27 protein-coding genes and 1 pseudogene are annotated in these 24,950 nt (G+C 62.5%); 18 read left to right on the forward strand and 10 right to left on the reverse strand.

Annotated features, from left to right (window positions below):
• The first annotated feature begins 52 nt into the window (after positions 1 to 52).
• Positions 53 to 412 carry a cupin domain-containing protein gene (locus tag KU43P_RS26255; RefSeq protein WP_317660377.1) on the forward strand — a complete coding sequence of 120 codons (360 nt, stop codon included), beginning with the start codon at positions 53 to 55 and terminating at the stop codon, positions 410 to 412.
• Between the two features lie 82 nt (positions 413 to 494).
• On the forward strand, positions 495 to 698 hold the full coding sequence (locus tag KU43P_RS26260; RefSeq protein WP_317660379.1) for a hypothetical protein: 204 nt from the start codon (positions 495 to 497) through the stop codon (positions 696 to 698).
• A gap of 67 nt (positions 699 to 765) precedes the next feature.
• Here KU43P_RS26260 and rpmG read toward each other — a convergent pair whose 3' ends face one another.
• On the reverse strand, positions 766 to 921 hold the full coding sequence (rpmG, locus tag KU43P_RS26265; RefSeq protein WP_003253507.1) for a 50S ribosomal protein L33: 156 nt from the start codon (positions 919 to 921) through the stop codon (positions 766 to 768).
• 10 nt (positions 922 to 931) lie between these two features.
• Entirely contained in the window at positions 932 to 1,168 is a 237-nt protein-coding gene (rpmB, locus tag KU43P_RS26270) for a 50S ribosomal protein L28 (RefSeq protein WP_003258972.1), read from the reverse strand.
• Positions 1,169 to 1,528: 360 nt separating this feature from the next.
• Here rpmB and KU43P_RS26275 point away from each other — a divergent pair, with 360 nt between their 5' ends.
• The gene (locus KU43P_RS26275; RefSeq protein WP_317660383.1) at positions 1,529 to 3,118 is read left to right on the forward strand and encodes an ABC transporter substrate-binding protein; all 1,590 of its coding nucleotides are present in this window, start codon (positions 1,529 to 1,531) and stop codon (positions 3,116 to 3,118) included.
• Between the two features lie 114 nt (positions 3,119 to 3,232).
• Here the strand turns inward: KU43P_RS26275 and radC are convergent, their stop codons facing one another.
• The gene (gene radC / locus KU43P_RS26280) at positions 3,233 to 3,913 is read right to left on the reverse strand and encodes a RadC family protein (protein WP_317660384.1); all 681 of its coding nucleotides are present in this window, start codon (positions 3,911 to 3,913) and stop codon (positions 3,233 to 3,235) included.
• Between the two features lie 128 nt (positions 3,914 to 4,041).
• Between radC and coaBC the strand changes: the two genes are divergently transcribed.
• The 4 genes and pseudogenes from coaBC (at position 4,042) to argB (ending at position 8,159) form a co-directional block, all read left to right on the forward strand.
• A complete protein-coding gene (gene coaBC, locus KU43P_RS26285) occupies positions 4,042 to 5,253 on the forward strand; it encodes a bifunctional phosphopantothenoylcysteine decarboxylase/phosphopantothenate--cysteine ligase CoaBC (protein ID WP_317660385.1) in 1,212 nt (403 codons plus the stop codon).
• A gap of 5 nt (positions 5,254 to 5,258) precedes the next feature.
• Positions 5,259 to 5,714, forward strand: coding sequence for a dUTP diphosphatase (dut, locus tag KU43P_RS26290; RefSeq protein WP_317660386.1), 456 nt, complete (start codon positions 5,259 to 5,261; stop codon positions 5,712 to 5,714).
• Between the two features lie 135 nt (positions 5,715 to 5,849).
• Positions 5,850 to 7,223, forward strand: a pseudogene (locus KU43P_RS26295) (phosphomannomutase/phosphoglucomutase); the annotation flags it as partial.
• Positions 7,224 to 7,253: 30 nt separating this feature from the next.
• Positions 7,254 to 8,159, forward strand: a complete 906-nt coding sequence (gene argB, locus KU43P_RS26300; RefSeq protein ID WP_274907928.1) for an acetylglutamate kinase — start codon at positions 7,254 to 7,256, stop codon at positions 8,157 to 8,159.
• Positions 8,160 to 8,314: 155 nt separating this feature from the next.
• Here the strand turns inward: argB and pyrE are convergent, their stop codons facing one another.
• A complete protein-coding gene (gene pyrE / locus KU43P_RS26305) occupies positions 8,315 to 8,956 on the reverse strand; it encodes an orotate phosphoribosyltransferase (RefSeq protein ID WP_011536401.1) in 642 nt (213 codons plus the stop codon).
• Positions 8,957 to 9,036: 80 nt separating this feature from the next.
• On the opposite strand from pyrE, the gene KU43P_RS26310 reads away from it, so the two are divergent.
• Positions 9,037 to 9,816, forward strand: coding sequence for an exodeoxyribonuclease III (locus tag KU43P_RS26310; protein WP_008091582.1), 780 nt, complete (start codon positions 9,037 to 9,039; stop codon positions 9,814 to 9,816).
• Positions 9,817 to 9,938: 122 nt separating this feature from the next.
• Here the strand turns inward: KU43P_RS26310 and KU43P_RS26315 are convergent, their stop codons facing one another.
• A complete protein-coding gene (locus KU43P_RS26315) occupies positions 9,939 to 10,307 on the reverse strand; it encodes a DUF4870 domain-containing protein (protein WP_317660387.1) in 369 nt (122 codons plus the stop codon).
• Between the two features lie 23 nt (positions 10,308 to 10,330).
• Entirely contained in the window at positions 10,331 to 11,053 is a 723-nt protein-coding gene (gene rph, locus KU43P_RS26320; RefSeq protein ID WP_317660388.1) for a ribonuclease PH, read from the reverse strand.
• A 226-nt stretch (positions 11,054 to 11,279) separates the two neighbouring features.
• Here rph and KU43P_RS26325 point away from each other — a divergent pair, with 226 nt between their 5' ends.
• Both KU43P_RS26325 and gmk read left to right on the forward strand, forming a co-directional pair.
• A complete protein-coding gene (locus KU43P_RS26325; protein ID WP_317660389.1) occupies positions 11,280 to 12,143 on the forward strand; it encodes a YicC/YloC family endoribonuclease in 864 nt (287 codons plus the stop codon).
• A gap of 13 nt (positions 12,144 to 12,156) precedes the next feature.
• The gene (gene gmk, locus KU43P_RS26330; protein ID WP_317660390.1) at positions 12,157 to 12,777 is read left to right on the forward strand and encodes a guanylate kinase; all 621 of its coding nucleotides are present in this window, start codon (positions 12,157 to 12,159) and stop codon (positions 12,775 to 12,777) included.
• A 105-nt stretch (positions 12,778 to 12,882) separates the two neighbouring features.
• Here gmk and KU43P_RS26335 read toward each other — a convergent pair whose 3' ends face one another.
• The 3 genes from KU43P_RS26335 to KU43P_RS26345 all read right to left on the reverse strand — a co-directional run bounded on the left by KU43P_RS26335 (position 12,883) and on the right by KU43P_RS26345 (position 16,634).
• On the reverse strand, positions 12,883 to 14,421 hold the full coding sequence (locus KU43P_RS26335; RefSeq protein WP_317660391.1) for an APC family permease: 1,539 nt from the start codon (positions 14,419 to 14,421) through the stop codon (positions 12,883 to 12,885).
• A 115-nt stretch (positions 14,422 to 14,536) separates the two neighbouring features.
• Positions 14,537 to 15,286 carry a gamma-glutamyl-gamma-aminobutyrate hydrolase family protein gene (locus KU43P_RS26340; RefSeq protein WP_317660392.1) on the reverse strand — a complete coding sequence of 250 codons (750 nt, stop codon included), beginning with the start codon at positions 15,284 to 15,286 and terminating at the stop codon, positions 14,537 to 14,539.
• 4 nt (positions 15,287 to 15,290) lie between these two features.
• Complete coding sequence (locus KU43P_RS26345; RefSeq protein ID WP_411567272.1) at positions 15,291 to 16,634, reverse strand: glutamine synthetase family protein; 1,344 nt, start codon at positions 16,632 to 16,634, stop codon at positions 15,291 to 15,293.
• Between the two features lie 244 nt (positions 16,635 to 16,878).
• Here KU43P_RS26345 and KU43P_RS26350 point away from each other — a divergent pair, with 244 nt between their 5' ends.
• From KU43P_RS26350 to KU43P_RS26370, 5 genes are all read left to right on the forward strand, one after another.
• Positions 16,879 to 17,751: a LysR family transcriptional regulator gene (locus KU43P_RS26350; protein ID WP_317660394.1), complete on the forward strand. Its 873-nt coding sequence runs from the start codon at positions 16,879 to 16,881 to the stop codon at positions 17,749 to 17,751.
• Between the two features lie 238 nt (positions 17,752 to 17,989).
• On the forward strand, positions 17,990 to 18,253 hold the full coding sequence (rpoZ, locus tag KU43P_RS26355) for a DNA-directed RNA polymerase subunit omega (protein WP_016394025.1): 264 nt from the start codon (positions 17,990 to 17,992) through the stop codon (positions 18,251 to 18,253).
• Positions 18,254 to 18,312: 59 nt separating this feature from the next.
• Entirely contained in the window at positions 18,313 to 20,421 is a 2,109-nt protein-coding gene (spoT, locus tag KU43P_RS26360) for a bifunctional GTP diphosphokinase/guanosine-3',5'-bis pyrophosphate 3'-pyrophosphohydrolase (RefSeq protein WP_317660395.1), read from the forward strand.
• 23 nt (positions 20,422 to 20,444) lie between these two features.
• Entirely contained in the window at positions 20,445 to 20,825 is a 381-nt protein-coding gene (locus KU43P_RS26365) for a RidA family protein (protein WP_186653034.1), read from the forward strand.
• A 55-nt stretch (positions 20,826 to 20,880) separates the two neighbouring features.
• The gene (locus KU43P_RS26370; protein WP_317660396.1) at positions 20,881 to 21,606 is read left to right on the forward strand and encodes a hypothetical protein; all 726 of its coding nucleotides are present in this window, start codon (positions 20,881 to 20,883) and stop codon (positions 21,604 to 21,606) included.
• 108 nt (positions 21,607 to 21,714) lie between these two features.
• Here KU43P_RS26370 and KU43P_RS26375 read toward each other — a convergent pair whose 3' ends face one another.
• Positions 21,715 to 22,572 (reverse strand): NAD-dependent epimerase/dehydratase family protein, encoded by an 858-nt coding sequence (locus KU43P_RS26375; protein WP_317660397.1) that lies wholly within the window; start codon positions 22,570 to 22,572, stop codon positions 21,715 to 21,717.
• Positions 22,573 to 22,763: 191 nt separating this feature from the next.
• On the opposite strand from KU43P_RS26375, the gene exbB reads away from it, so the two are divergent.
• From exbB to KU43P_RS26390, 3 genes are read left to right on the forward strand one after another with little or no spacing between them, the layout of a single operon-like run.
• A complete protein-coding gene (gene exbB, locus KU43P_RS26380; RefSeq protein WP_317660398.1) occupies positions 22,764 to 23,723 on the forward strand; it encodes a tonB-system energizer ExbB in 960 nt (319 codons plus the stop codon).
• A gap of 3 nt (positions 23,724 to 23,726) precedes the next feature.
• Entirely contained in the window at positions 23,727 to 24,155 is a 429-nt protein-coding gene (gene exbD / locus KU43P_RS26385) for a TonB system transport protein ExbD (RefSeq protein WP_016394020.1), read from the forward strand.
• Positions 24,152 to 24,886 carry an energy transducer TonB gene (locus tag KU43P_RS26390; protein WP_317660399.1) on the forward strand — a complete coding sequence of 245 codons (735 nt, stop codon included), beginning with the start codon at positions 24,152 to 24,154 and terminating at the stop codon, positions 24,884 to 24,886. The genes exbD and KU43P_RS26390 overlap by 4 nt, the downstream gene beginning before the upstream one ends.
• Positions 24,887 to 24,950 lie beyond the last annotated feature (64 nt).

The raw sequence follows: 24,950 nt of genomic DNA on the forward strand, positions 1-24,950 counted from the left end.
GCTCAAAAGCCTACTGATGTGCATTTTATTAAACAACAACAGGAGCCGCACCATGGATATCGCCAACATCATCGACTTTGCACAGGTACTCACCGAAGCTGAACGCTACCGCCCCGCGGCGGAAAAAATCCTCAAGGGCGAGCCGGACCAGGCGGTCTACAACCACTATTCCAGCCCATGCGGTCAGTTCGCTGCGGGTGTGTGGGAAGGTGCAGTCGGGCAGTGGACAGTGAACTACACCGAGCACGAATACTGCGAGATCGTTCAGGGTGTATCGGTGCTGCGCGACCAGGATGGCGGTGCGAAAACGCTGCGTACCGGTGATCGGTTTGTGATCCCGGCCGGTTTCAAGGGCACCTGGGAGGTGCTGGAGCCTTGCCGCAAGATCTATGTGATGTTCGAGCAGAAATAACTATTTAGCGCATGCGCTGCACAGCTCTGAAAGAGGATAGCCCTGCCCACTTCGGGCCATTCTCTTTAAGAGGCCGTTTACCATGAACAACGAAGAAATCCTGCAAGCCCTGGCTCACCTGATCGGCACGCCGTACGAGCCTTCGGTGAAAGACACCATCGTCGAGATTACCGGCCGCAAACGTGTCGTTGGCCCAAGGGAAATCTGCACCAAGGAACTTGACCCCAATCGCATCCACATCCGAGTCGATGCCAACAGCCTGATCCAAGGCTTCAGCTTCAACTGATCTACCATGCAGGCATAAAAAAACCCGCGTCCTTTCGGACGCGGGTTTTTTTCAGGTTGCCGATCAATTACTTGATCTTGGCTTCCTTGTACACCACGTGCTTGCGAACAACCGGATCATATTTCTTGATCTCGATTTTGTCCGGAGTGGTGCGCTTGTTCTTGTCGGTGGTGTAGAAGTGGCCAGTGCCAGCACTCGAAACCAGACGGATCAATTCACGCATGACGTTCTCCTTAGAACTTTTCGCCGCGAGCACGCAGCTCGGCCAGCACTACGTCGATACCACGCTTGTCAATGACGCGCATGCCTTTGGCAGAAACGCGCAGACGCACGAAACGCTTCTCGGACTCAACCCAGAAACGGTGGTGTTGCAGGTTCGGCAGGAAACGACGACGGGTTTTGTTGTTTGCGTGGGAAATGTTGTTCCCGGTTACTGGACCCTTACCAGTAACTTGACAGACTCTCGACATGACTCAGCCCTCTAAAACCACATGCCCAACCCGGCATGGGTTGGCCGCTTAATCTCTCAGTCTTTGGCGCCAGGCGCCGTGATTCTGGAGGTCTTATCGACCGGATCCGCTGATGCGACAGGCCGAGCCCCTAGAAAAGAGCGCTGCTTTATACCAGAAAGACTACGCCACAACAACAGAAGATGAGCATCTGGTTGCTGCGAATGGCGCGCGAGCAGCATAGCGACTAGCCCGGCGAACTGTCGACCGCTCGTCGCCGATCCACTGAAAAAGAGGGTGGCCATTTCCTACAGCGCACACTAGGGTAGGACGTTTCCAGACTGCACTGGCAGATGGGCCACTGACAGCCAAGGAGTCACGATGCGTGCCGCCGCCCTTTCCTTATTGTTCACCTCTCTGTTCGCCGCCGGCCTCGCCCAGGCTGCACCGCTGAGCGTTTGCAGCGAAGCCAGCCCTGAAGGCTTCGACGTGGTCCAGTACAACTCGTTGACCACCACCAATGCCTCGGCCGATGTACTGATGAATCGCCTGGTCGAGTTCGACGCGGCCCAGGGCAAGGTAGTGCCGAGCCTGGCGCAGAGCTGGACGGTGTCGGCCGACGGCCTGGTCTACGACTTCAAGCTGCGCGACGGCGTGAAGTTCCACACCACGCCTTATTTCAAGCCGAGCCGCGAGCTGAACGCCGACGACGTTCTGTTCAGCTTCCAGCGCATGCTCTACCCCGCTCACGCCTGGCACAAGACGGCCCCGGGCGGTTATCCCCACGCCCAGTCGCTGCAGCTGGGCAGCCTGATCAAGTCGATCGAGGCGCCCGAGCCCAGCACTGTGCGCTTCACCCTGAACCACGCCGATGCCACCTTCCTCGCCACCCTGAGCATGGGCTTCGCCTCGATCTACTCCGCCGAATACGCCGACAACCTGCTCAAGGCCGGTACCCCGGAGAAGCTCAACAGTCAGCCCATCGGCACCGGTCCGTTCGTCTTCCAGCGCTTCCAGAAAGATGCCGTGGTGCGTTATCGCGCCAACCCCGACTACTTCGCTGGCAAACCCTCGGTAGACCCGCTGATCTTCGCCATTACCACGGACGCCAATGTGCGCCTGCAGAAGCTCAAGCGCGGCGAATGCCAGGTGGCACTGTCGCCCAAGCCGCTGGACATTGCCGAGGCAGGCAAGGACGGCAACCTCAAGGTCGCCACCACCCCGGCATTCATGACCGCGTTCGTCGCCATCAACAGCGAACACCCGCCGCTGGACAAGCCCGAAGTACGCCAGGCCATCAACCTGGCCTTCGACAAGCAGGCCTATCTCAAGGCCGTATTCGAAGACACGGCCACCGCAGCCAACGGTCCCTACCCGCCCAATACCTGGAGCTACGCCAAGGACCTGCCCGGCTATCAGTTGGACGTGAACAAAGCCAAGGCGCTGTTGGCCAAGGCCGGTTTGGCCGACGGCTTCAGCACCACGATCTGGACCCGCCCTTCGGGCAGCCTGCTCAACCCCAACCCGAGCCTCGGCGCCCAGATGTTGCAGGCTGACCTTGGCAAGATCGGCATCAAGGCCGAGATCCGCGTGATCGAGTGGGGCGAACTGATCCGCCGCGCCAAGGCGGGCGAGCATGACCTGCTGTTCATGGGCTGGGCAGGCGACAACGGCGACCCGGACAACTTTCTCAGCCCGCAATTTTCCTGCGCGGCGGTCAAATCGGGGACCAACTTCGCACGCTTCTGCGACAGCCGGTTGGATCAGCTGATCAGTGCCGGACGCACCACCAACGACCAGAGCGTGCGCAGCCGGTTGTATCAGCAGGCACAGACCCTGATCCAGCAGCAGGCGCTGTGGGTGCCGCTGGCGCATCCGACGGCGGCGACCCTGCTTCGCCAAGAGGTCGAGGGGTATCAGGTGAGCCCGTTCGGGCGGCTGGACTTCAGCAAGGTCTCGGTCAACCGCTGAATCCACGTCTGCAGGCCCGGCCAATCGCCGGCAAGCCGGCTCCCACAGGTTCCCCACTGGCATACCTGTGGGAGCCGGCTTGCCGGCGATTGGGCCGGTACCGACAGCACAGCACTAGGCCACGATCCACCCCTGTTCGACCATCGACAGGGGCTCACCGTCGCCGACGATGATGTGATCGAGCACCCGCACATCGATCAGCCCCAACGCCCGCTTCAATGAGAGCGTCATGTGCACATCATCCTGGCTTGGCTCGCTGTTACCCGAAGGATGGTTGTGACACAGGATCAAGGCCGCTGCGTTATGCGTCAGCGCACGGCGCACCACTTCTCGGGGGTAGATGCTGGCCCGGTCGATCGTCCCCCTGAACAGGATTTCGAAGGCCAGCGGCCGGTGCTTGCTATCCAGGAACAGGCAGCCGAACACTTCGCTGGCCTCGTGGCGCAGCATGGCCTTGAGATAACGCCGCACTGCCACAGGGCTCTCCAGAGCCGGGGTACGCTCGATGCTCTCATCCAGATAACGCCGGCCGATTTCCAGCAGCGCCTGCAGCTGGGCGTACTTCACCGGCCCCAGGCCAGGCTCGCGCAAAACGGCTTGGCGATCAGCCTCGAGAAACTGTCTGAGCCCACCAAAACTCACCAACAGACCACGCGCCAGGTCCAGCACGTTGCGCCCGGCAACACCTGAACCTAGCAATACCGCGAGCAGCTCGGCATCCGACAACACGGCTGCACCACGTGTCAGCAGCTTCTCCCGGGGCCGTTCATCCGCCGGCCATTTCCTGATATTCATCCTTGCTCCTTTGGCCCCACTACGGCACGTTTCGGCCCTGTGTTAATCTATTTCGCCTCGTACATGCGACGTTCTGCCGCAGGCAGTTTTTTCGTCGCCGCCCGCTCTCACTGGAAAAAGGCAAGCCTATGCAGCGGCTGTATCGCAAGCGCATCGTTCTCGGCGTAGGGGGTGGCATTGCCGCCTACAAGAGCGCCGAGCTGATCCGCCGACTCCTGGAGCACGGCGCGCAGGTGCGCGTCGTCATGACCCGCGGCGGTGCTGAGTTCATCACCCCGCTGACCCTGCAGGCGCTGTCCGGCCACCCGGTGCACATGGATCTGCTCGACCCCGCCGCCGAAGCGGCCATGGGCCATATCGAACTGGCCAAGTGGGCCGACCTGGTGCTCATCGCCCCCGCTACCGCCGACCTCATGGCGCGCATGGCCCAGGGTATGGCAGATGACCTGCTGACCACCCTGGTACTGGCCACCGACGCAACCGTGGCCGTGGCCCCGGCCATGAACCAGGCCATGTGGCGTGATCCGGCCACCCAGGCCAACCTGGAACTGCTCAAGAACCGTGGCATCCAGGTGTTCGGCCCGGCCTCCGGCAGCCAGGCCTGCGGCGATGTGGGCTTGGGCCGCATGCTCGAAGCCACCGACCTGGCCTGGTGCGCGGCGGAAAGCTTCCAGCGCCAGGCGCTGACCGGCAAGCACGTGCTGATCACCGCAGGCCCGACCCAGGAAAACATCGACCCGGTGCGCTACATCACCAATCATAGCTCCGGGAAGATGGGCTTCGCCCTGGCCGAAGCGGCTGCCGAAGCCGGGGCTCGGGTAACCCTCGTCACCGGCCCTGTGCACCTGCCGACACCCGACCGGGTCACGCGAATAGACGTGGTTAGCGCGCGGGACATGCTCGCGGCCTGTGAAGCAGCCATGCCGTGCGACCTTTTCATCGCATCGGCGGCAGTCGCGGACTACCGCCCAGAGGTCGTCGCCACGCAGAAGCTCAAGAAGGATCCTACGACCGGCGACGGCATGCTGCTGCAGATGGTGCGTAATCCCGATATCCTTGCGACCATCGCTGGCCGTGACGACCGCCCGTTCAGCGTCGGCTTCGCCGCCGAAACCGAACACTTGCTCGATTACGCCACGCGCAAGCTCAAGGACAAGAACCTCGACCTGATCGTCGCCAATGATGTGGCCAACCCCAGCATCGGCTTCAACAGCGAGGAAAACGCCCTGACCGTGATCGACCGCCAGCAGCACCAGACCCTCTTCGCGCAGACCAGCAAGGGCAAAATCGCCCGGCAACTGGTCGCCTTCATCGCCGAACGGCTCAATCAGGTTCAATAAGTTACATGCACGCTCTTCAAGCCAAGATTCTCGACCCACGCCTGGGCACCGAATTCCCCCTGCCGCAATACGCCACTCCCGGCTCTGCCGGCCTGGACCTGCGCGCCCTGCTCAAGGAAGACACCGTCCTCGAGCCTGGCCAGACCCTGCTGATTCCCACCGGCCTGTCGATCTACATCGGCGACCCGGGCCTGGCGGCAATGATTCTGCCGCGCTCCGGCCTGGGCCATAAGCACGGCATCGTGCTGGGCAACCTGGTCGGCCTGATCGACTCGGACTACCAGGGCGAGCTGATGGTGTCGTGCTGGAACCGCGGCAACACGCCATTCACCATCGCCATCGGCGAGCGCATCGCGCAACTGGTGCTGGTGCCGGTGGTGCAAGCGCATTTCGACATCGTCGAGCAGTTCGACGAAAGCCAGCGCGGCACCGGTGGCTTTGGCCATTCCGGCAGCCACTGAGCCAACTGACGACCGTTCGGGCCAAGGATGGCGAACTCTCTGACGAAACCACCGTCCAAGCGTTCAGTTTGCGCCTGCCCAGAAAGCCTTTGACTAATGGAGCTTCCAGAGATGAACGACATGGCCCACCTGGTCCCCGCACTGCCTGACAGCATTTTCCGCGCCTATGACATCCGCGGCGTGGTCGGCAAAACCCTGCACGCCGAAACCGCCTACTGGATCGGCCGCGCCATCGGCGCCCAGACCCTCGCCCAGGGCGAACCGCAGATCTCGGTTGGCCGCGACGGTCGCCTGTCCGGCCCGATGCTGGTCGAGCAGCTGATCAAGGGCCTGGTCGAAGCCGGCTGCCAGGTCAGCGACGTCGGTCTGGTACCGACCCCGGCGCTGTACTTCGCTGCCAACGTGCTGGCCGGCAAGTCCGGAGTGATGCTCACCGGTAGCCACAACCCGTCGGACTACAACGGCTTCAAGATCGTCATCGCCGGCGATACCCTGGCCAACGAGCAGATCCAGGCCCTGCTGACCCGCCTGAAAACCAACGACCTGACCCGTGCCGAAGGCAGCGTGCAGAAGGTCGAGATCCTCGAGCCCTACTATCAGCAGATCGTCGCTGACGTGAAGCTGGCCAAGAAGCTCAAGGTGGTGGTGGACTGCGGCAACGGTGCTGCGGGCGTTATCGCCCCGCAACTGATCGAAGCCCTGGGCTGTGAGGTGATTCCACTGTTCTGCGAAGTGGATGGCAACTTCCCCAACCACCACCCGGACCCGGGCAAGCCGGAAAACCTCGAAGACCTGATCGCCAAGGTCAAGGAAACCAATGCTGACATCGGCCTGGCCTTCGATGGCGACGGCGACCGTGTGGGCGTGGTGACCAACACCGGCAACATCGTCTACCCCGATCGCCTGCTGATGCTGTTCGCCCAGGATGTGCTGTCGCGCAACCCGGGAGCCGAGATCATCTTCGACGTCAAATGCACCCGCCGCCTGACCCCACTGATCGAGCAGCACGGTGGCCGCGCACTGATGTGGAAAACCGGCCATTCGCTGATCAAGAAGAAGATGAAGCAGACCGGTTCGCTGCTGGCTGGCGAGATGAGCGGGCACATCTTCATCAAGGAGCGCTGGTACGGTTTCGACGACGGCATCTACAGCGCTGCGCGTCTGCTGGAGATTCTCAGCAAGGCCGGCCAGGATGCCGAAAGCCTGTTCGCTGCGTTCCCGAACGATATTTCCACGCCGGAAATCAATATTGATGTGACCGACGAGGGTAAATTCAGCATCATTGATGCACTGCAACGCGACGCTGACTGGGGCGAAGCGAGCCTGACCACCATTGACGGTGTGCGGGTCGACTATGCCCAAGGCTGGGGTCTGGTTCGCGCCTCCAACACCACGCCGGTGCTGGTGCTGCGCTTCGAGGCCGAAAGCGACGATGAATTGCAACGTATCAAGGATGTTTTCCGCGCCCAGTTGCTGCGGGTTGCCCCTGAGCTGCAACTGCCGTTCTGACCGATTATCTGTTCCTGACAGGAGCCCTGCATGACCCTCGATCGCGATGCCGCTTCCCATGTAGCCGAGGTTTTGTCCGAAGCACTGCCTTACATCCGCCGCTTTGTCGGCAAGACCCTGGTGATCAAGTACGGCGGCAACGCGATGGAGAGCGAAGAGCTCAAGACCGGCTTTGCCCGGGACATCGTGCTGATGAAGGCCGTGGGCATCAACCCGGTGGTCGTGCACGGCGGCGGCCCGCAGATCGGCGACCTGCTCAAGCGCCTGTCGATCGAAAGCCACTTCATCGACGGCATGCGCGTCACCGACGCGGCGACCATGGACGTTGTTGAAATGGTCCTCGGCGGCCAGGTCAACAAGGACATCGTCAACCTGATCAACCGCCACGGCGGTAGCGCCATCGGCCTGACCGGCAAGGACGCGGAGCTGATCCGCGCCCGCAAGCTCACCGTGAGCCGCCAGACGCCGGAGATGACCCAGCCGGAAATCATCGACATCGGCCATGTCGGCGAAGTGGTCAGCGTCAACACCGACCTGCTGAACATGCTGGTGAAGGGCGACTTCATCCCGGTGATCGCGCCTATCGGTGTGGGTGCCAACGGTGAGTCGTACAACATCAATGCCGACCTGGTGGCCGGCAAGGTGGCCGAAGCGCTGAAAGCCGAGAAACTGATGCTACTGACCAACATCGCCGGCCTGATGGACAAGCAGGGCCAGGTGCTGACCGGCCTGACCACCGAGCAGGTCAACGAACTGATCGCCGACGGTACCATCTACGGCGGCATGCTGCCGAAGATCAAGTGCGCGCTGGAAGCGGTCCAGGGTGGCGTCAACAGCTCGCACATCATCGACGGCCGTGTGCCGAATGCCGTGCTGCTGGAGATCTTCACCGACAGCGGTGTGGGCACCCTGATTACCAATCGCAAGCGTCACTGATCCGTCTGCACTGGCCCTATCGCCGGCAAGCCGGCTCCCACGAGGATCGCACCGAACCCTGTGGGAGCCGGCTTGGCGGCGACAGGGCCGGTAAAGGCAACACAAACAAGAAAGGCGACCCGCAAAGGTCGCCTTTCTTGTTTACCAGGCCAGGATCAGATCCCGTACTGCGCCCGGTACGCCTCCACAGCCGGCAGATGCTGCTTGAGCTGAGGATCATCGGCCAGGAACTCCAGCACCTGGGTCAGCGAAACGATGCTGACCACCGGAATACCGAAGTCACGTTCCACTTCCTGGATCGCAGACAGCTCGCCATTGCCGCGCTCTTCGCGGTTCAGCGCGATCAGCACGCCAGCGGCCTTGGCCTGCTGGGCGTTGATGATCTGCATGACCTCGCGGATGGCGGTACCAGCAGTGATCACGTCATCGATGATCAATACATCACCGGCCAACGGCGCGCCGACCAGGCTACCGCCTTCGCCGTGGTCCTTGGCCTCTTTGCGGTTGAAGCACCACGGCACGTCGAGCTGATGCTGCTCTGCCAGGGCCACGGCGGTGGCCGCCGCCAAGGGGATACCCTTGTAGGCCGGGCCGAACAGCACATCGAACGGGATCTTGCTGTCGACGATGGCCGCCGCATAGCAACGACCCAGCTGCGCCAGGGCGGAGCCGGTGTTGAACAGGCCGGCATTGAAGAAATACGGGCTGGTACGCCCCGATTTCAAAGTGAACTCACCGAACCGCAGAACCCCGCGATCGATGGCAAAACGAATGAAGTCGCGCTGATACGGCTGCATGGAAAGTCCCGGACACCACGGATTTAGCTAAATGGGTTGAGCTCGGGTATCATACACGCACGAGATTTTTGGGGCCATTTATGCGGATCATCAGTGTGAACGTGAATGGCATTCAGGCTGCGGCCGAGCGAGGATTGCTCAGCTGGCTGCAAGCCCAGAATGCCGACGTCATCTGCCTTCAGGATACCCGCGCCTCGGCCTTTGAACTCGACGACCCAGCTTTCCAGCTCGATGGCTATTTCCTTTATGCCTGCGATGCGGAGGTACCCGCCCAAGGTGGCGTGGCACTTTACTCGCGCATGCAACCCAAGGCAGTCATCACCGGCCTGGGCTTCGAGACAGCCGACCGCTACGGGCGTTATCTGCAAGCAGATTTCGACAAAGTCAGTATTGCCAGCCTGCTGCTGCCTTCGGGCATGAACGGCGACGAAGACTTGAACCAGAAATTCAAGTTGATGGACGACTTCGCCAAGTACCTGGACAAACAGCGTCGCAAGCGTCGCGAATACATCTATTGCGGCTCGTTCTACGTGGCGCAGCAGAAGCTCGACATCAAGAACTGGCGCGACAGCCAGCAGTCCCCGGGCTTCCTGCCGCCAGAGCGTGCCTGGATGGATGCGATCACGGGCGACATGGGTTATGTGGATGCCCTGCGCGAAGTCAGCCGCGAAGGCGACCAGTACAGCTGGTGGCCGGACAACGAACAGGCCGAGATGCTCAACCTGGGCTACCGGTTCGACTACCAGATCCTTACCCCAGGCCTGCGCCGCTTCGTGCGCAACGCTCGCCTGCCGCGTCAGCCGCGCTTCTCCCAGCATGCGCCGCTGATCGTCGACTATGACTGGACGTTGACCATCTGAACCCCTGGGGCTGCTTTGCAGCCCAATCGCCGGCAAGCCGGCTCCCACAAGTAAAGCGCAGGCCTCAAGGCCAGTGGAGTACCTGTGGGAGCCGGCTTGCCGGCGATTGGGGACACAGAAAATTACTTGATCGGCCGCCAGATCAAGGGGTACCGATAAGGCTGCCCTTCATTGGCCCTGACCGCCGCAATGACGATCAGAATCAGCACCGCCACCATCAGCATGGCGAACAGCACCAGCCCGATGAACACGAACATCAGCAAAAAACAGACGAACCCGGCAACGGTCACGCTGATCTGAAAGTTCAGCGCCTCTTTGCCCTGGGCATCGATGAAAGGATCTTGCTCGCGCTTGAGGTGCCACAGCACCAGCGGGCCCAGCAGATGCCCGAGGGGCACCACCAGGCCAAGTAGCGCGCTGAGGTGACAGAACATCGCCCATTGCCGCACATCGGCATTGGGCGGGGTGACCGACAGTTGAGGATCGCTCATGCCCCGCACCTCCCTGTTTGGCTTTAGTCGGCCAGCGCGGCCTTCTGCAGCTCGAAGAGCTCGTCCATGCCTTTTTGCGCCAGCGCCAGCATGGCGTTGAAGTCTTCAGGCTGGAACGGCTTGCCCTCGGCAGTGCCCTGAACTTCGATGAAACCACCGGCGCTGGTCATGACCACGTTCAGGTCGGTCTCGGCAGCGGAGTCTTCGAGGTAGTCCAGATCGAGCACCGCTTCGCCCTGGTACATGCCCACCGATACTGCGGCAATCATGTGCTTGAGCGGGTTGCCGGCCTTCAGGCCGCCACGCTTCTTGATCACCGCCAAGGCGTCGCACAGGGCGACCATGGCACCGGTGATCGAGGCAGTGCGGGTACCGCCATCGGCCTGGATCACGTCGCAGTCGATGTACAGGGTGATGTCACCCAGCTTGTTCATATCGAGTGCGGCGCGCAGTGAGCGGCCGATCAGGCGCTGGATTTCCAGGGTACGGCCACCCTGTTTGCCACGGCTGGCTTCGCGCTGGTTACGCTCGCCAGTGGAGCGCGGCAGCATGCCGTATTCGGCAGTCAGCCAGCCTTGGCCCTGGCCTTTGAGGAAGCGGGGAACACCATTCTCGACGCTGACCGTGCAGACGACCTTGGTGTCGCCAAACTCGACCAGTACCGACCCCTCGGCGTGCTTGGTGTAGTTGCGGGTGATGCGGATCGAGCGGAGCTGATCGGCGGCGCGACCACTTGGACGTTTCATCTGGGATACCTGTACCGGGACTTTGAATCTGCCAGCATTATAGAGCCCGCCGCCCGGCGAGGACACGCCTATTGTCGCGCCCCGGACAGCCTGTCACCTTTTCCCACCTTTTCACCCCGCCTCTGTAACATGGGCGGATTGGGCGCCGAAGCCTCACTGCGCTACAATCCTGCGCCTTGCAGCCGAAAGGCTTCCCCGTTCACCCCATCTACGCGAGGTACTTCCCATGGTGCACAGCATGACCGCTTTTGCTCGTGTCGAGCGCGCAGGCAGCCAAGGCACCCTGGTCTGGGAACTGCGCTCGGTCAACCACCGCTACCTGGAACCCCACCTGCGCCTGCCGGACGCCTTGCGCGACCTGGAAGGTGCCGTGCGTGAAGGCCTGCGCCAGGGCCTGTCGCGCGGCAAGGTCGAATGCACCCTGCGCCTTCACGAAGACAGCAATGGCAAGCCACTCAAGGTCGACCGCGAGCGCGCCGCGCAGCTGGTTGCCGCCGCCGAAGAAGTAGCCGGCCTGATCAAGCAGCCAGCGCCGCTCAATCCGCTGGAAGTGCTGTCCTGGCCTGGTGTGCTGGTGGCCGACGCCAACGACCCGCAGGCACTGAATGCCGAGGCCGTGGCGCTGTTCGACGAGGCACTGGCCGAACTCAAGGCCGGGCGCCTTCGCGAAGGCCAGGAACTGGCCCGACTGATCAATGAGCGCCTCGACAACATGGCCAGCGAAGTGACCACCCTGCGCGCGCTGGTGCCGCAGATGCTCGCCGCGCAACGACAGAAGATCATCGATCGCTTCGGCGACCTGAAGGCCGAACTCGACCCTCAGCGCCTGGAGCAGGAGATGGTGCTGCTGGCGCAGAAGAGCGACGTCGCCGAAGAGCTTGATCGCCTCAGCACCCACGTCAACGAGGTACGCCGGGTGCTCAAGTCCGGCGGTGCCGCCGGCCGACGCCTGGACTTTCTGATGCAGGAGCTCAACCGCGAAGCCAACACCCTGGGTTCCAAAGCCTTCGACCCACGCAGCACGCAAGCGGCGGTCAATCTGAAGGTGCTGATCGAACAGATGCGTGAACAAGTACAGAACATCGAGTAAGGCCACCCCCACCATGAACCACAGCAGCGGCACCCTCTATATCGTTTCGGCACCGTCGGGTGCTGGCAAGACCAGCCTGGTCACCGCCCTGACCAAGGACGACCAGCAGATCCGCGTGTCGGTTTCGCACACAACGCGCGCCATGCGCCCGGGCGAGCAGCACGGGGTCAACTACCACTTCGTGGTGCACGAAGCATTCAAGGCACTGATCGAGCAGGGTGACTTCCTCGAACACGCCGAAGTGTTCGGCAACTTCTACGGCACCTCGCGCAGCGCACTGCAGCAGACCCTCGACCAGGGCTTTGACTTGATCCTGGAGATCGACTGGCAAGGTGCACAGCAGGTGCGCAAGTTGATGCCCGAGGCGCTGTCGGTGTTCATCCTGCCGCCGAGCCAGCAAGCACTGCGTCAGCGTCTGGACGGCCGCGGCCAGGACAGTGAAGAAATCATTGCCGGGCGCATGAAGGAAGCGGTCAGCGAGATGGTGCACTACGACGAGTATGACTACGTCATCATCAATGATGACTTCGACGTGGCGCTGGAAGAGTTGAAGGCGGTGTTCGTGGCCAACCGGTTGCTGCTGAAGCAGCAGCAGGCACGGCACGGGGCGCTGCTGAAAGAACTGCTTTCCTGATAGACCGAGAGGGGCTGCTTCGCAGCCCAATCGCCGGCAAGCCGGCTCCCACAGGATCTGTAGGAGCTGGCTTGCCGGCGATTGGGCCGCCAAGCGGCCCCTTAATTATTCCTGCAGCTGCAAGGTCGCCTGCTGACGCAGGGTAGCCCCCAGGAAGTAAGCCGGCGCACGCATCCGCGACAGCATCATCAGCACGATACCCAGTGCCGAGATGATCGCCGCAATCACGAACACCAGGCCCACCCCACCCACGTGCGAGCCGCTGCCAAAGTCCGGCGAGGCACTGTCGATCGCCGTGCGCACGAAGATCACCGAAAGAATCACCCCACCCACCAGCGGGCACAGGCCCCGCATGAAGAAGTGGCGCAGGCTGGAGAACAGGCTGTCGCGGAAGTACCAGACGCAGGCAAACGCCGTCAGCGAATAGTAGAAGCAGATCATCATCCCCAGCGCAGTGATCGTGTCAGCCAGCACGTTCTCGCTCAGGGTGCGCATGGTCACGTAGAACAGGCCCGCGGCAATGCCTGCGCAGATGGTCGCGTAGCGCGGGGTTTGCGAGCGCGGGCAGACCGTGGCGAAACGCTGTGGCACGGCGCCGTAGTAACCCATGGCCAGCAAGGTGCGCGCTGGCGACACGAAGGTCGACTGCAGCGAAGCGGCGGTGCTCGCCAGCACGGCAACCGACATCAGGATCGCCAGTGGCCCCATCACCGGACCGGCAAGGTGGGCGAAGACGTTCTCCTGGATGCGCGGATTGTTCAGGCCCAGGCCGAACTCGCTGATCCCGGCGAACTGCAGGGTGGCAATGGCGGTGAGCAGGTACAAGCCGAGGATCAGCAGCACCGTCCAGGTTGCCGCCTTGCCAGGCACTTCGTCACTGCCGATCGACTCTTCGCTGACGGTCAGGCACACGTCCCAGCCCCAGAAGATGAAGATCGACAGCGACAGGCCAGCGGCAAAGGCCGAGAACGACTCGACCCCGAACGGGTTGAACCAGGCAAAGTCGAATTCCAGCGGTGGTGGCGCGGTGGTGCCACCGAACGCAGCGAAGGCGAAGCCGATCAACACCAGCAGCTGCAAGGCAACCAATCCGTACTGCACGGTCATGGTGGTAGTCATGCCCCTGCAGCAGATCCACACCGCCAGGGCGATGAACACGCAACAGGTGGTGATGTTGATCAACAGGTTGTCCGCCAGGCCCGCCAATTCATGCTTGCCGGTGATCTGGCCAAGGAACAGGTAGAAGAAATCGACGGCGACGCCCGCCAGGTTGGACAGCACGATGGTGGTGGCAACGACCAGCCCCCACCCCCCGATCCAGCCGATCATCGGGCCGAAGGCGCGGGCAGACCAAGTAAAGGAAGTACCGCTGTCAGGCTCTGCCGCGTTCAGCTCACGATAGCCGAGGGCGACCAGCAGCATGGGCAGGAAACCAACGATGAACACGGCTGGAAGGTGAGCACCGACCTCCCGCACGGTGGGGCCGAGGGCGCCGGTCAGGGTATAGACCGGGGCAATGGTGGAAATGCCCAGCACCACGCTGGCCAACAGGCCAAGACGGCCTTTGGCCAGGCCTTTGCTGCGTTGAGTGCTGCCCAAGTCGGCCGCGTCGGGTGGGCGGCCGGCTTCTGTGTAATTGCTCATGAGAAAATGCCGTAACTATTGGAATTGTTGTCACAGGCCTTGCAAGCAAGGCGCTTTCACTCATTGAAAGCTTGCGAGTCGGAGTTGGTCATCCCAGACCTTCGGGTAATGTTCCCTACCGTGCAGCGTGGGCAATGCAAGCCTCGCGGAACGCCTGGAAAAGTGTCCGCGAGACCGGGTTTTCGGCATAACGCCATTCCGGGTGCCACTGCACCCCGAGCACGAAGCCCGGCGCGTCAGGCATCGACACCGCTTCGATCAGGCCATCGGGCGCCCGTGCCTCGACCCGCAGGCCGGGGGCCAGGCGATCGATGCCCTGGCTGTGCAGCGAATTGACCTCGAACTGCGCGGCCAGGCCCAGGCGCTCGAACACCCCGCCAGGTGCAACGCTGACAGGGTGACGAGGGCCGTATTGCACCTCCAGGGGTGCATCCTCAGGTTCGCGGTGATCCAGGTAGCCCGGCAGCTCCTGCACGCGTTGGTGCAGGCTGCCGCCCAGGGCCACGTTCAGTTCCTGGAAGCCACGGCAAATGCAGAATACCGGCACGCCGGCAGCAATCGCAGCCTGCAGCAACGGCAAGGTCAGCCGATCACGCGCTAGGTCGTGCCGGGTGCCTTCCGCGCTGGGGGCGCCATTGTAATGATGCGGCTCGACATTTGAAGGCGAGCCGGTAAAAAGAATGCCATCGAGCCGAGCCAACAGCGCCTGGGTGTCGCTGCCCCCATCGCGCGCCGGCAGAATCAGCGGCAGCCCGGCAAAGCCCGCCGCCTCTACGTACTTGTCGCCCACGGTGTGCGACGAGTTCTTCCCAACCTGCTGGCGGCAGGCGCTGACACCGATCAAGGGGACCGCATTTGCGCTCATGGGCTTACACCGTGTGCAGGTACCAGTTGTACTCAAGGTCGGAGATCGACACTTCGAACTCGGCCAGCTCGCTTTCCTTGCAAGCCACGAAGATATCGATGTAGTCGGGGCTGATGTACTGGTTGAGCACTTCGCTGTCGTCCAGCGCGCGCAGGGCATCACGCAGGTTGTTTGGCAGGCTTTGCTCCAACTGCTCGTAGGAGTTGCCTTCGATCGGCGCTCCCGGCTCGACCTTGCTGGTCAGGCCGTGGTGAATGCCGGCGAGGATGGCCGCAAGCATCAGGTACGGGTTGGCATCGGCGCCGGCTACGCGGTGTTCGATGCGCACGTTCTCGCTGCTGTCGGTCGGCACGCGAACCGCCACCGTGCGGTTGTCCAAGCCCCAGCTCGGCGCATTGGGCACGTAGAACTGCGCGCCGAAACGGCGGTAGGAGTTGATGTTCGGGCAGAGGAAGGCCATCGACGCCGGCATGGTTTCCAGCACACCGCCAATAGCGTGGCGCAGGGCATCGCTCTGCAGCGGGTCTTCGCTGGTGAAGATGTTCTTGCCGGTTTTCTTGTCCAGCAGCGAGATATGCACGTGCAGGCCGTTGCCTGCCTGGCCCGGATACGGCTTGGCCATGAAGGTGGTGTCCATTTCATGGTCGTAGGCGACGTTCTTGATCAACCGCTTGAGCAGGATCGCGTAGTCGCAGGCCTTGAGTGGGTCGGCCACGTGGTGCAGGTTGACTTCGAACTGCGCCGGGGCGCTTTCCTTGACGATGGCATCGGCCGGCAGGCCTTGCTCCTTGGCCGCTTCCAGCATGTCCTGCAGGCAGTCGGCATATTCGTCGAGGTCGTCGATGAGGTAGACCTGGGTCGACTGCGGGCGTTTGCCGGAGATCGGCGAACGCGGCGGCTGCGGGCGTCCGTTGAGGTTGTCCTGGTCGATCAGGTAGAACTCCAGCTCGAACGCGGCGCAGATGTCCAGGCCCAGGTCGTCGAACTTGCTCACCACCTGGCGCAGTACTTCACGCGGGTCGGCGAAGAACGGCGCGCCGTCCAGTTCGTGCATGGTCATCAGCAACTGGGCGGTCGGGCGCTTCTGCCACGGCTCGTCGGACAGCGTGCCAGGGATCGGGAAGCAGATACGGTCGGCATCGCCGATGTCCAGGCCCAGCCCGGTGCTCTCGACCGTCGAACCGTTGATGTCCAGGGCGAACAGCGACGCCGGCAGGTTGATACCTTTCTCGTACACCTTGTGCAGGCTGGCCCGCTCGATGCGCTTGCCACGTACCACGCCATTCATGTCGGAGATCAGCAGATCGACGTACTGAGTGTCCGGATGGGCCTGGAGGAAGTCTTTCATCTCGCTGGAAGAACTGGCGCACGGGGTGACCGACGTCATGGTGTACATCCTTTGATGTGCTGCGGCGATGTGGGGATACGGCTGGCGCCACACGGGCGACGATGGTTGCAGCTGTTGTTCTTTTCACTTTCCCATCGTGGGGATTGATTACCCGACCGGGCGCATTGATTCCCAGGGGCGGTTCCACTATAAAATGGCCTCAACGCAACAGACATTGGCAATTCAGCAAGCAGAGCGTGCATCAATGCAATATCAGATAACCCACGCCGACCTCTCCCTGGTCCTGGCTCTGGAACGCGGCCGCTCGCTGGCCAAAGCCGCCGAGCTGCTGAAAGTCGACGTTTCCACGGTGTTCCGTTCGATCCGTCGCCTCGAATCGGCGCTGGGTACCGCACTCTTCGTCAAGAGCCGCAAAGGCTACCTGCCAACCGATACCGCGCAGGCCCTTGCCGAGCAGGCCGAACGCGCCGAGCAAGCGCTGGATGCTGCGCGCATCGCCATGAGCAGCGGTGAGCAGGTGGTCAGCGGCACCGTGCGCCTGACTTGTACCGAAGCCGTGATGCACAGCCTACTGCTGCCGGCACTGGCGGACTTCATGCCGAACTACCCGGCGCTGTCGCTGGAGATGGGCACCTCCAATACCTTCGCCAACCTCAGCCGGCGCGATGCCGACATCGCCTTGCGGCTGACCAATACGCCGCCGGAGCATCTGGTCGGACGCTGCCTGGGCTCCACATCTTATGTGATCTGCGGCCAGCCTCAGTGGCGCGAGCGCCTCACCGAGGCGGCTGGCAGTGTGCCGTGGATCGCACCGGATGACTCGATGCAGGATCACCCCACGGTGGTCTGGCGCAACCAGCAGTACCCTGGGCTCAGCCCGCGTTATCAATGCAGCAGCATGTCGACCATCGCCCAGCTTGTAAGCACCGGGCTGGGCGTGGCGGCACTGCCCGACTACATGGTGGATGCACTGCCAGGTGTCGACGCGCTGAGCGGGCCACTGCCCGGTTGCGACACCCAGTTGTGGTTGCTGACGCGGCCGGATTGTCGGGCATTGCGCTCGGTGCAGACATTGTTCGAGGAACTGACACCGCGGTTGCGAGACGCAATGCTCTGAGGGTATCGTCAAGCTCATGTAGCCGAGCCGTCTGTTCCGGCCCTTTCGCCGGCAAGCCGGCTCCCACAGGGAGGGCGGTGTTCTCGGCAACGGTGGAAGCTGGCTTGCCAGCGATGCAGCCACCGCAGGTCCATCGGGTAAAACAGCGCTTCCCTATTGGCTGGTGATTTTTTAAACTATCGAGTCCGCCTGCCCATCTTGGGCTGCACGCCTACCGCATTTGCTACTGAGGAAGACCATGGCCCGCGTAACTGTTGAAGACTGCCTGGAACACGTGGATAACCGTTTTGAGCTGGTCATGCTCTCGACCAAGCGCGCCCGTCAGCTGGCTACCGGCGGCAAAGAGCCGCGCGTAGCGTGGGAAAACGACAAACCAACCGTGGTCGCCCTGCGCGAGATCGCCGAAGGTATCGTCACCCCTGAGTTCATCGCCGCCGAAGAGATCGTCACCGAGGATCCGGTCTTCGCCGCGTTCGAGGACGAGTCCAACGAGGCTGTCTGATCCATGCCTGGTCGACGTCGCGCGGCACAAGGCCCTCTTCCTCGGCAAGAGGTGAAATCATGCCGGGCATAGAAGCCTTAGCCGAACGGCTGTCGACCTATCTGGGCCCCGAACAGGTCAACCTGGTTCGCCGGGCCTACTTCTACGCCGAACAGGCGCACGATGGGCAACGCCGCCGCAGCGGCGAGCCCTACGTGACCCATCCGCTGGCCGTGGCCAGCATCCTCGCCGACATGCACATGGACCATCAGAGCTTGATGGCAGCCATGCTGCACGACGTGATCGAAGACACCGGCATCGCCAAGGAAGCCCTCAGCCAGCAGTTTGGCGAGACGGTGGCCGAACTGGTCGACGGGGTCAGCAAGCTGACCCAGATGAACTTCGAGACCAAGGCCGAGGCGCAAGCCGAAAACTTCCAGAAGATGGCCATGGCCATGGCCCGCGATATCCGCGTGATCCTGGTCAAGCTGGCTGACCGCCTGCACAACATGCGCACACTGGAAGTGCTGTCGGGCGAGAAACGCCGGCGCATCGCCAAGGAAACCCTGGAAATCTACGCCCCCATCGCCAACCGCCTGGGCATGCACACCGTGCGCGTGGAATTCGAGGACCTCGGCTTCAAGGCCATGCACCCGATGCGCTCGTCGCTGATCCACCGGGCGGTCAAGAGCGCGCGCGGCAACCGCAAGGAAATCGTCGCAAAGATCGAACATTCGCTGGCCAACTGCCTGGCAGCCGATGGCATCCAGGGCGAGGTCAGCGGCCGGCAGAAACACCTCTATGGCATCTACAAGAAGATGCGTGGCAAGCGCCGCGCCTTCAACGAGATCATGGACGTATATGCCTTCCGCATCATCGTCGACAAGGTCGACACCTGCTACCGCGTGCTCGGCGCCGTGCACAACCTGTACAAGCCGCTGCCCGGGCGCTTCAAGGATTACATCGCAATCCCCAAGGCCAACGGCTACCAGTCGCTGCACACCACTCTGTTCGGCATGCATGGGGTACCCATCGAGATCCAGATTCGCACCCGCGAAATGGAAGAGATGGCCAACAACGGCATCGCCGCGCACTGGCTGTACAAGTCCAACGACGATGAGCAGCCCAAGGGCAGCCATGCCCGCGCCCGCCAATGGGTCAAGGGCATCCTCGAGCTGCAGCAGCGTGCCGGCAACTCGCTGGAATTCATCGAGAGCGTGAAGATCGACCTGTTTCCGGACGAGGTCTACGTGTTCACCCCTAAAGGGCGGATCATGGAGCTGCCCAAAGGCTCCACCGCTGTCGACTTTGCCTACGCGGTGCACACCGACGTCGGCAACAGCTGCATTGCCTGCCGTATCAACCGGCGCCTGGCACCCCTGTCGGAGCCGTTGCAGAGTGGTTCCACGGTGGAAATCGTCAGTGCCCCCGGCGCACGGCCCAACCCTGCCTGGCTCAACTTCGTGGTCACCGGCAAGGCGCGCACGCACATACGCCACGCGCTCAAGCAGCAGCGCCGTTCCGAGTCGATCAGCCTGGGCGAGCGCCTGCTGAACAAGGTGCTGACCGGTTTCGACAGCAGCCTGGAACAGATCCCGCAGGAACGCATCCAGGGCATCCTGGCGGAATACCGCCTGGAACTGATCGAAGACCTGCTCGAAGACATCGGCCTGGGCAACCGCATGGCCTACGTGGTCGCCCGCCGCCTGCTGTCGGCAGAAGGCGAACCGCTACCGGCGCCGGAAGGCCCGCTGGCGATTCGCGGCACCGAAGGCCTGGTGCTGAGCTATGCCAAGTGCTGTACGCCGATCCCGGGCGACCCGATCGTCGGCCACCTGTCGGCGGGCAAGGGCATGGTCGTGCACCTGGAGAACTGCCGCAACATCAGTGAAATCCGCCATAACCCGGAGAAGTGCGTGCAACTCTCCTGGGCCAAGGACATCACCGGCGAATTCAACGTCGAGCTGCGTGTCGAGCTCGAGCACCAGCGCGGCCTGATCGCCCTGCTGGCCAGCAGTGTCAATGCCGCCGACGGCAACATCGAGAAGATCAGCATGGACGAACGCGACGGCCGTATCAGCGTTGTCCAACTGGTGGTCAGCGTGCACGACCGCGTGCACCTGGCTCGTGTGATCAAGAAGCTGCGTACGCTGACCGGCGTGGTTCGCATCACCCGCATGCGTACGTAGTCCGCCAACCGCAAGGAGTCATCATGAGCAAGACCGTCATCAACAGCGACAAGGCCCCTGCCGCCATCGGTACCTACTCGCAAGCGATCAAGGCCGGCAATACCGTGTACATGTCGGGCCAGATCCCACTGGACCCGAAAACCATGGAACTGGTCGAAGGCTTCGAAGCCCAGACCGTGCAGGTGTTCGAGAACCTCAAGTCCGTTGCCGAAGCCGCTGGCGGCTCCTTCAAGGACATCGTCAAGCTGAACATCTTCCTCACCGACCTGAGCCACTTCGCCAAGGTCAACGAGATCATGGGCCGTTACTTCGAGCAGCCCTACCCAGCCCGCGCCGCCATTGGCGTTGCCGCGCTGCCCAAAGGCGCCCAGGTCGAAATGGACGCCATCCTGGTCATCGAGTGATGCCGCTGGTGACGGGCGCCCTGCCCGTCACCTTCCAGTTCAAGGTTACCCCATCATGCGTCAAGCACTGCCCCTCGCGCTGGCAGCTCTGCTTCTGAGCGGCTGCGCCAGCCACAAACCCGAAGATTTCAACGGCACCTGGATCAACCAGGCCGCCATCGAGGCCGCCGTCAAAGGTGGCAACCTGCGTCAGGCCCTGAACGAACATGGCCCGGTCTTCGAGTGGAAGCTCGATGTGGCCAACCAGCAGGCCAGTTACAGCAACGGCTTCGAAGCCGCCGACGGCCAGCTGACCGCCAACGACAAGCAGTGGCAGGCCAGCTTCCAGGGTGGCCAGACCGAACAGCTGGCGCTGGATGGCGACGAGCTGAAAACCACCGACGCCTCGGGGGCCGAGCAGACGTTCGAGCGCGCCAAGCAACCCGGCAATGCGCCTCTAGGTGGCAGCTTCGAGAAAGCGCTTTACCAGGCGTACCTGGGCGGTGAATGGAAGATCATCGAAGGCCAGGGCACCGGTGGCGTGGTGCACTTCACCGACAACGGCAACGTGACCGGCCTCCCGGGCCCGGACCGCTATGCCCTGTGCCTGGCCGGCGACTGCGCCAGCATGGGCGGTAGCAACGACAGCCTGTGGCTGGAACGCAACCAGCGTGGCGCGCCGTTCATCTTCAAGCGTGAGGGTGACAAGCTGGAAATATTCCAGGCGGTAAACAGTGCGCAGCCGGATGAGATGCCGCAGTTGGCGGCAGGTAAACGTCAGTGGGTGCTAGAGCGCGACTGACTTCAAAGGCCCTATCGCCGGCAAGTCGGCTCCCACAAGATTCGCGCAGCCCTTGAGGGCTGTGGTGTACCTGTGGGAGCCGGCTTGCCGGCGATAGGGCCGTCAGCCTCAACCATTGCCCTGCAAGATCGCCGCATACCCCTCTTTGTAGCTCGGATACGCGGGCTCCCACCCCAACGCCCGCACCCGTGCATTGCTGCAGCGCTTGCTGCCAGTACGCCGCACGCGTTGCTCATCCGACCATTCGGTAACGCCCATGTACGCCCGCAACCACGCCACCACATCGGCCAGCGGCGCTGGGTCGTCATCGACTCCGATATAGCAATCGTCCAGCGCTACGCCATCGGCATCCGCCCGCAGCAGGAAGGCCAGCAGGCTTGCGGCATCTTCAGCATGAATGCGGTTGCCATATAGCGGCGGCTCTTGCGCCACGCGATAACCTTGGCGCACCTGGCTCAACAACCACTCGCGACCGGGCCCATAGATCCCGGTCAAACGCACGACACTGGCCGGGATGCCACTGCCCAGCGCCAGCCGCTCGGCTTCAAGCATCACTCGCCCGGAATAGCCCTGCGGCTCGGTGGCCGCCGTCTCGTCGATCAACTCCCCGTCCTTTTGCGCGAACACGCTGCTGCTGGAGACGAACAGCAAGCGCCGCGGGCGCTGGCCACGCGCCGCCAGCCACGCCAGTACATGGCGCAAACCGTCGACATAGGCCGCTTGATAACCCGCCTCGTCGTGCTGGCTGGCCGCTACGCAATACACCAGGTAATCCGGCGAATGCTGTGGCCAGGCCTGGGGCATGCGCGCATCCGACAGATCGGCGGCTATGGGTGAAACGCCTTGCGGAAGGTGCTCGACCGAACGCCGCAGGCCGCTCACTGCCCAGCCAGAGGCCAGCAGTTGCTTGGCCAGGCGACTGCCTACATCACCACAACCCACAATCACAGCGGAAAGGTCTGACATCGAAATAGTCCTTTTCCCAAAGGATCAGACTATATGGATTACGCGATGAGCGGCTAGACCATGGTTGAAAAAAGCAACATGATTACTTTTGTTAACAAGAATTACTTGCAATAATGGCACCCCTATCTGTTCTCGGCCTATCTCGAGGCCTTGGAGAACGTTCACATTTTTCTTCATCAGGTCCGGCCAGCATGACACGTACTCAACCTTCCGCTTCGCCAACCCCGTCGCGCGCCTGGCGCGCCATCGCCGCGCTGATGTTCAGCCTGATGCTGGCCCCGGTGGCCATGGCCGATGAGCCAACCACCGCTGCCAACGCGCCAGCCGCCGCCGCCGCGCCAGCTGCCCCGGCCACCGAAGGCCAGGCACCTGCAGCCGACGCTCAGGCCGTTGTGCCGGCAGCGGTAGATCCGACTACCGAAGCGCTGGTTGAGGACACGTCCCTGGGCATGGCCCACGACCTTTCGCCATGGGGCATGTACAAGAACGCCGACGTGGTGGTGAAGGCCGTGATGATCGGCCTGGCCATCGCCTCGATCATCACCTGGACCATCTGGATCGCCAAAGGCTTCGAGCTGCTGGGCGCCAAGCGACGCCTGCGCGGCGAGATCGCCCTGCTGAAGAAGTCGGCCAGCCTCAAGGAGGCCAGCGACGTCTCCAACAAAGAAGGCACCCTGGCCCACACCCTGGTCCACGACGCCCTCGAGGAAATGCGCCTGTCGGCCAATGCACGCGAGAAAGAAGGCATCAAAGAGCGCGTCAGCTTCCGCCTGGAGCGCCTGGTGCACGCCAGCGGCCGTAACATGAGCAGCGGCACCGGCGTGCTGGCCACCATCGGCTCCACTGCACCGTTCGTCGGTCTTTTCGGTACCGTATGGGGCATCATGAACAGCTTCATCGGCATTGCCAAAACCCAGACCACCAACCTGGCCGTGGTTGCCCCAGGTATTGCTGAAGCCCTGCTGGCCACCGCCCTGGGCCTGGTTGCCGCGATCCCGGCCGTGGTCATCTACAACGTCTTCGCCCGCTCCATCGCCGGTTACAAGGCGCAGGTTTCCGACGCCTCGGCACAGGTACTGCTGCTGGTCAGCCGTGACCTGGACCACCAGGGTGGCGAGCGCGCTGCCCCGCACATGGTGAAAGTGGGGTAAGCCATGGGCCTGCATCTCAACGAAGGTGGCGACGACCTCGCCGAAAACCACGAAATCAACGTCACGCCGTTCATCGACGTGATGCTGGTACTGCTGATCATCTTCATGGTTGCCGCTCCCCTGGCCACGGTCGACATCAAGGTCGACCTGCCGGCCTCGACTGCCAAACCGGCACCGAGGCCCGAGAAACCGGTGTTCGTCAGCGTCAAGGCCGATCAGAAGCTGTACGTCGGCGACGATCAGGTACCTGCCCCCGAACAGCTTGGCGCGATGCTCGATGCCAAGACCAAGGGCGACAAGGAAACCACCATCTTCTTCCAGGCCGACAAGGGCGTGGATTACGGTGACCTGATGGAAGTGATGAACAACATGCGCGCGGCCGGCTACCTCAAGGTCGGTCTGGTAGGTCTCGAGACGGCAGCCAAGAAATGACGAAAACGCGCTCAAACATGGCGCGCTACGGCGGCAGCCTGGCGATCGTGCTGGGCGTGCACGTAGTCGCTGTGCTGCTGACGCTCAACTGGTCGGTGCCCCAGGCCATCGAGCTGCCCCCTGCAGCCATGATGGTCGAACTCGCACCGCTGCCCGAGCCCGCACCGCCACCACCCCCCAAGGCCGCCCCACAGCCGCCGGCACCGGTCGAAGAACCGCCGCTGCCCAAGCTGGTCGAGGCGCCGAAACCAAAAATCGCCATCGCCAAGCCGCCAAAGCCGAAGCCAAAGCCCCAGCCGCCCAAGCCTGAGAAAAAGCCTGAGCCGCCGAAGGATGAGCCACCGGCCAAAGAAGAGGTAGCGGACACGCCGCCGAGCAACACGCCCCCGCAGAAGTCGGCGGCACCGGCACCAAGCATTGCCTCCAACAGCCAAGCGTTGCCGACCTGGCAGAGCGACCTGCTGCGCCACCTGGCGAAGTACAAGCGCTACCCGGAAGACGCGCGCCGTCGCGGCCTGCAAGGCATCAACCGGCTGCGTTTCGTGGTCGACGCCGAAGGCAAAGTGGTTTCGTACTCGATGGCAGGCGGTTCCGGCAGCGCAGCGCTGGACCGAGCGACCCTGGAGATGATCCGCCGTGCCGGCACGGTGCCGAAACCACCACCGGAGCTGCTGAACAATGGCACGATCGAAGTCGTGGCGCCGTTCGTCTACTCGCTGGACCGTCGCTGATACTTTTGTTTCTGTCACAAATCAGCAAGTCTGATAACGTGCGTCTATCGATTGCAGCCGCTAT

Source organism: Pseudomonas sp. KU43P, assembly GCF_033095865.1.
GTDB lineage: Bacteria > Pseudomonadota > Gammaproteobacteria > Pseudomonadales > Pseudomonadaceae > Aquipseudomonas.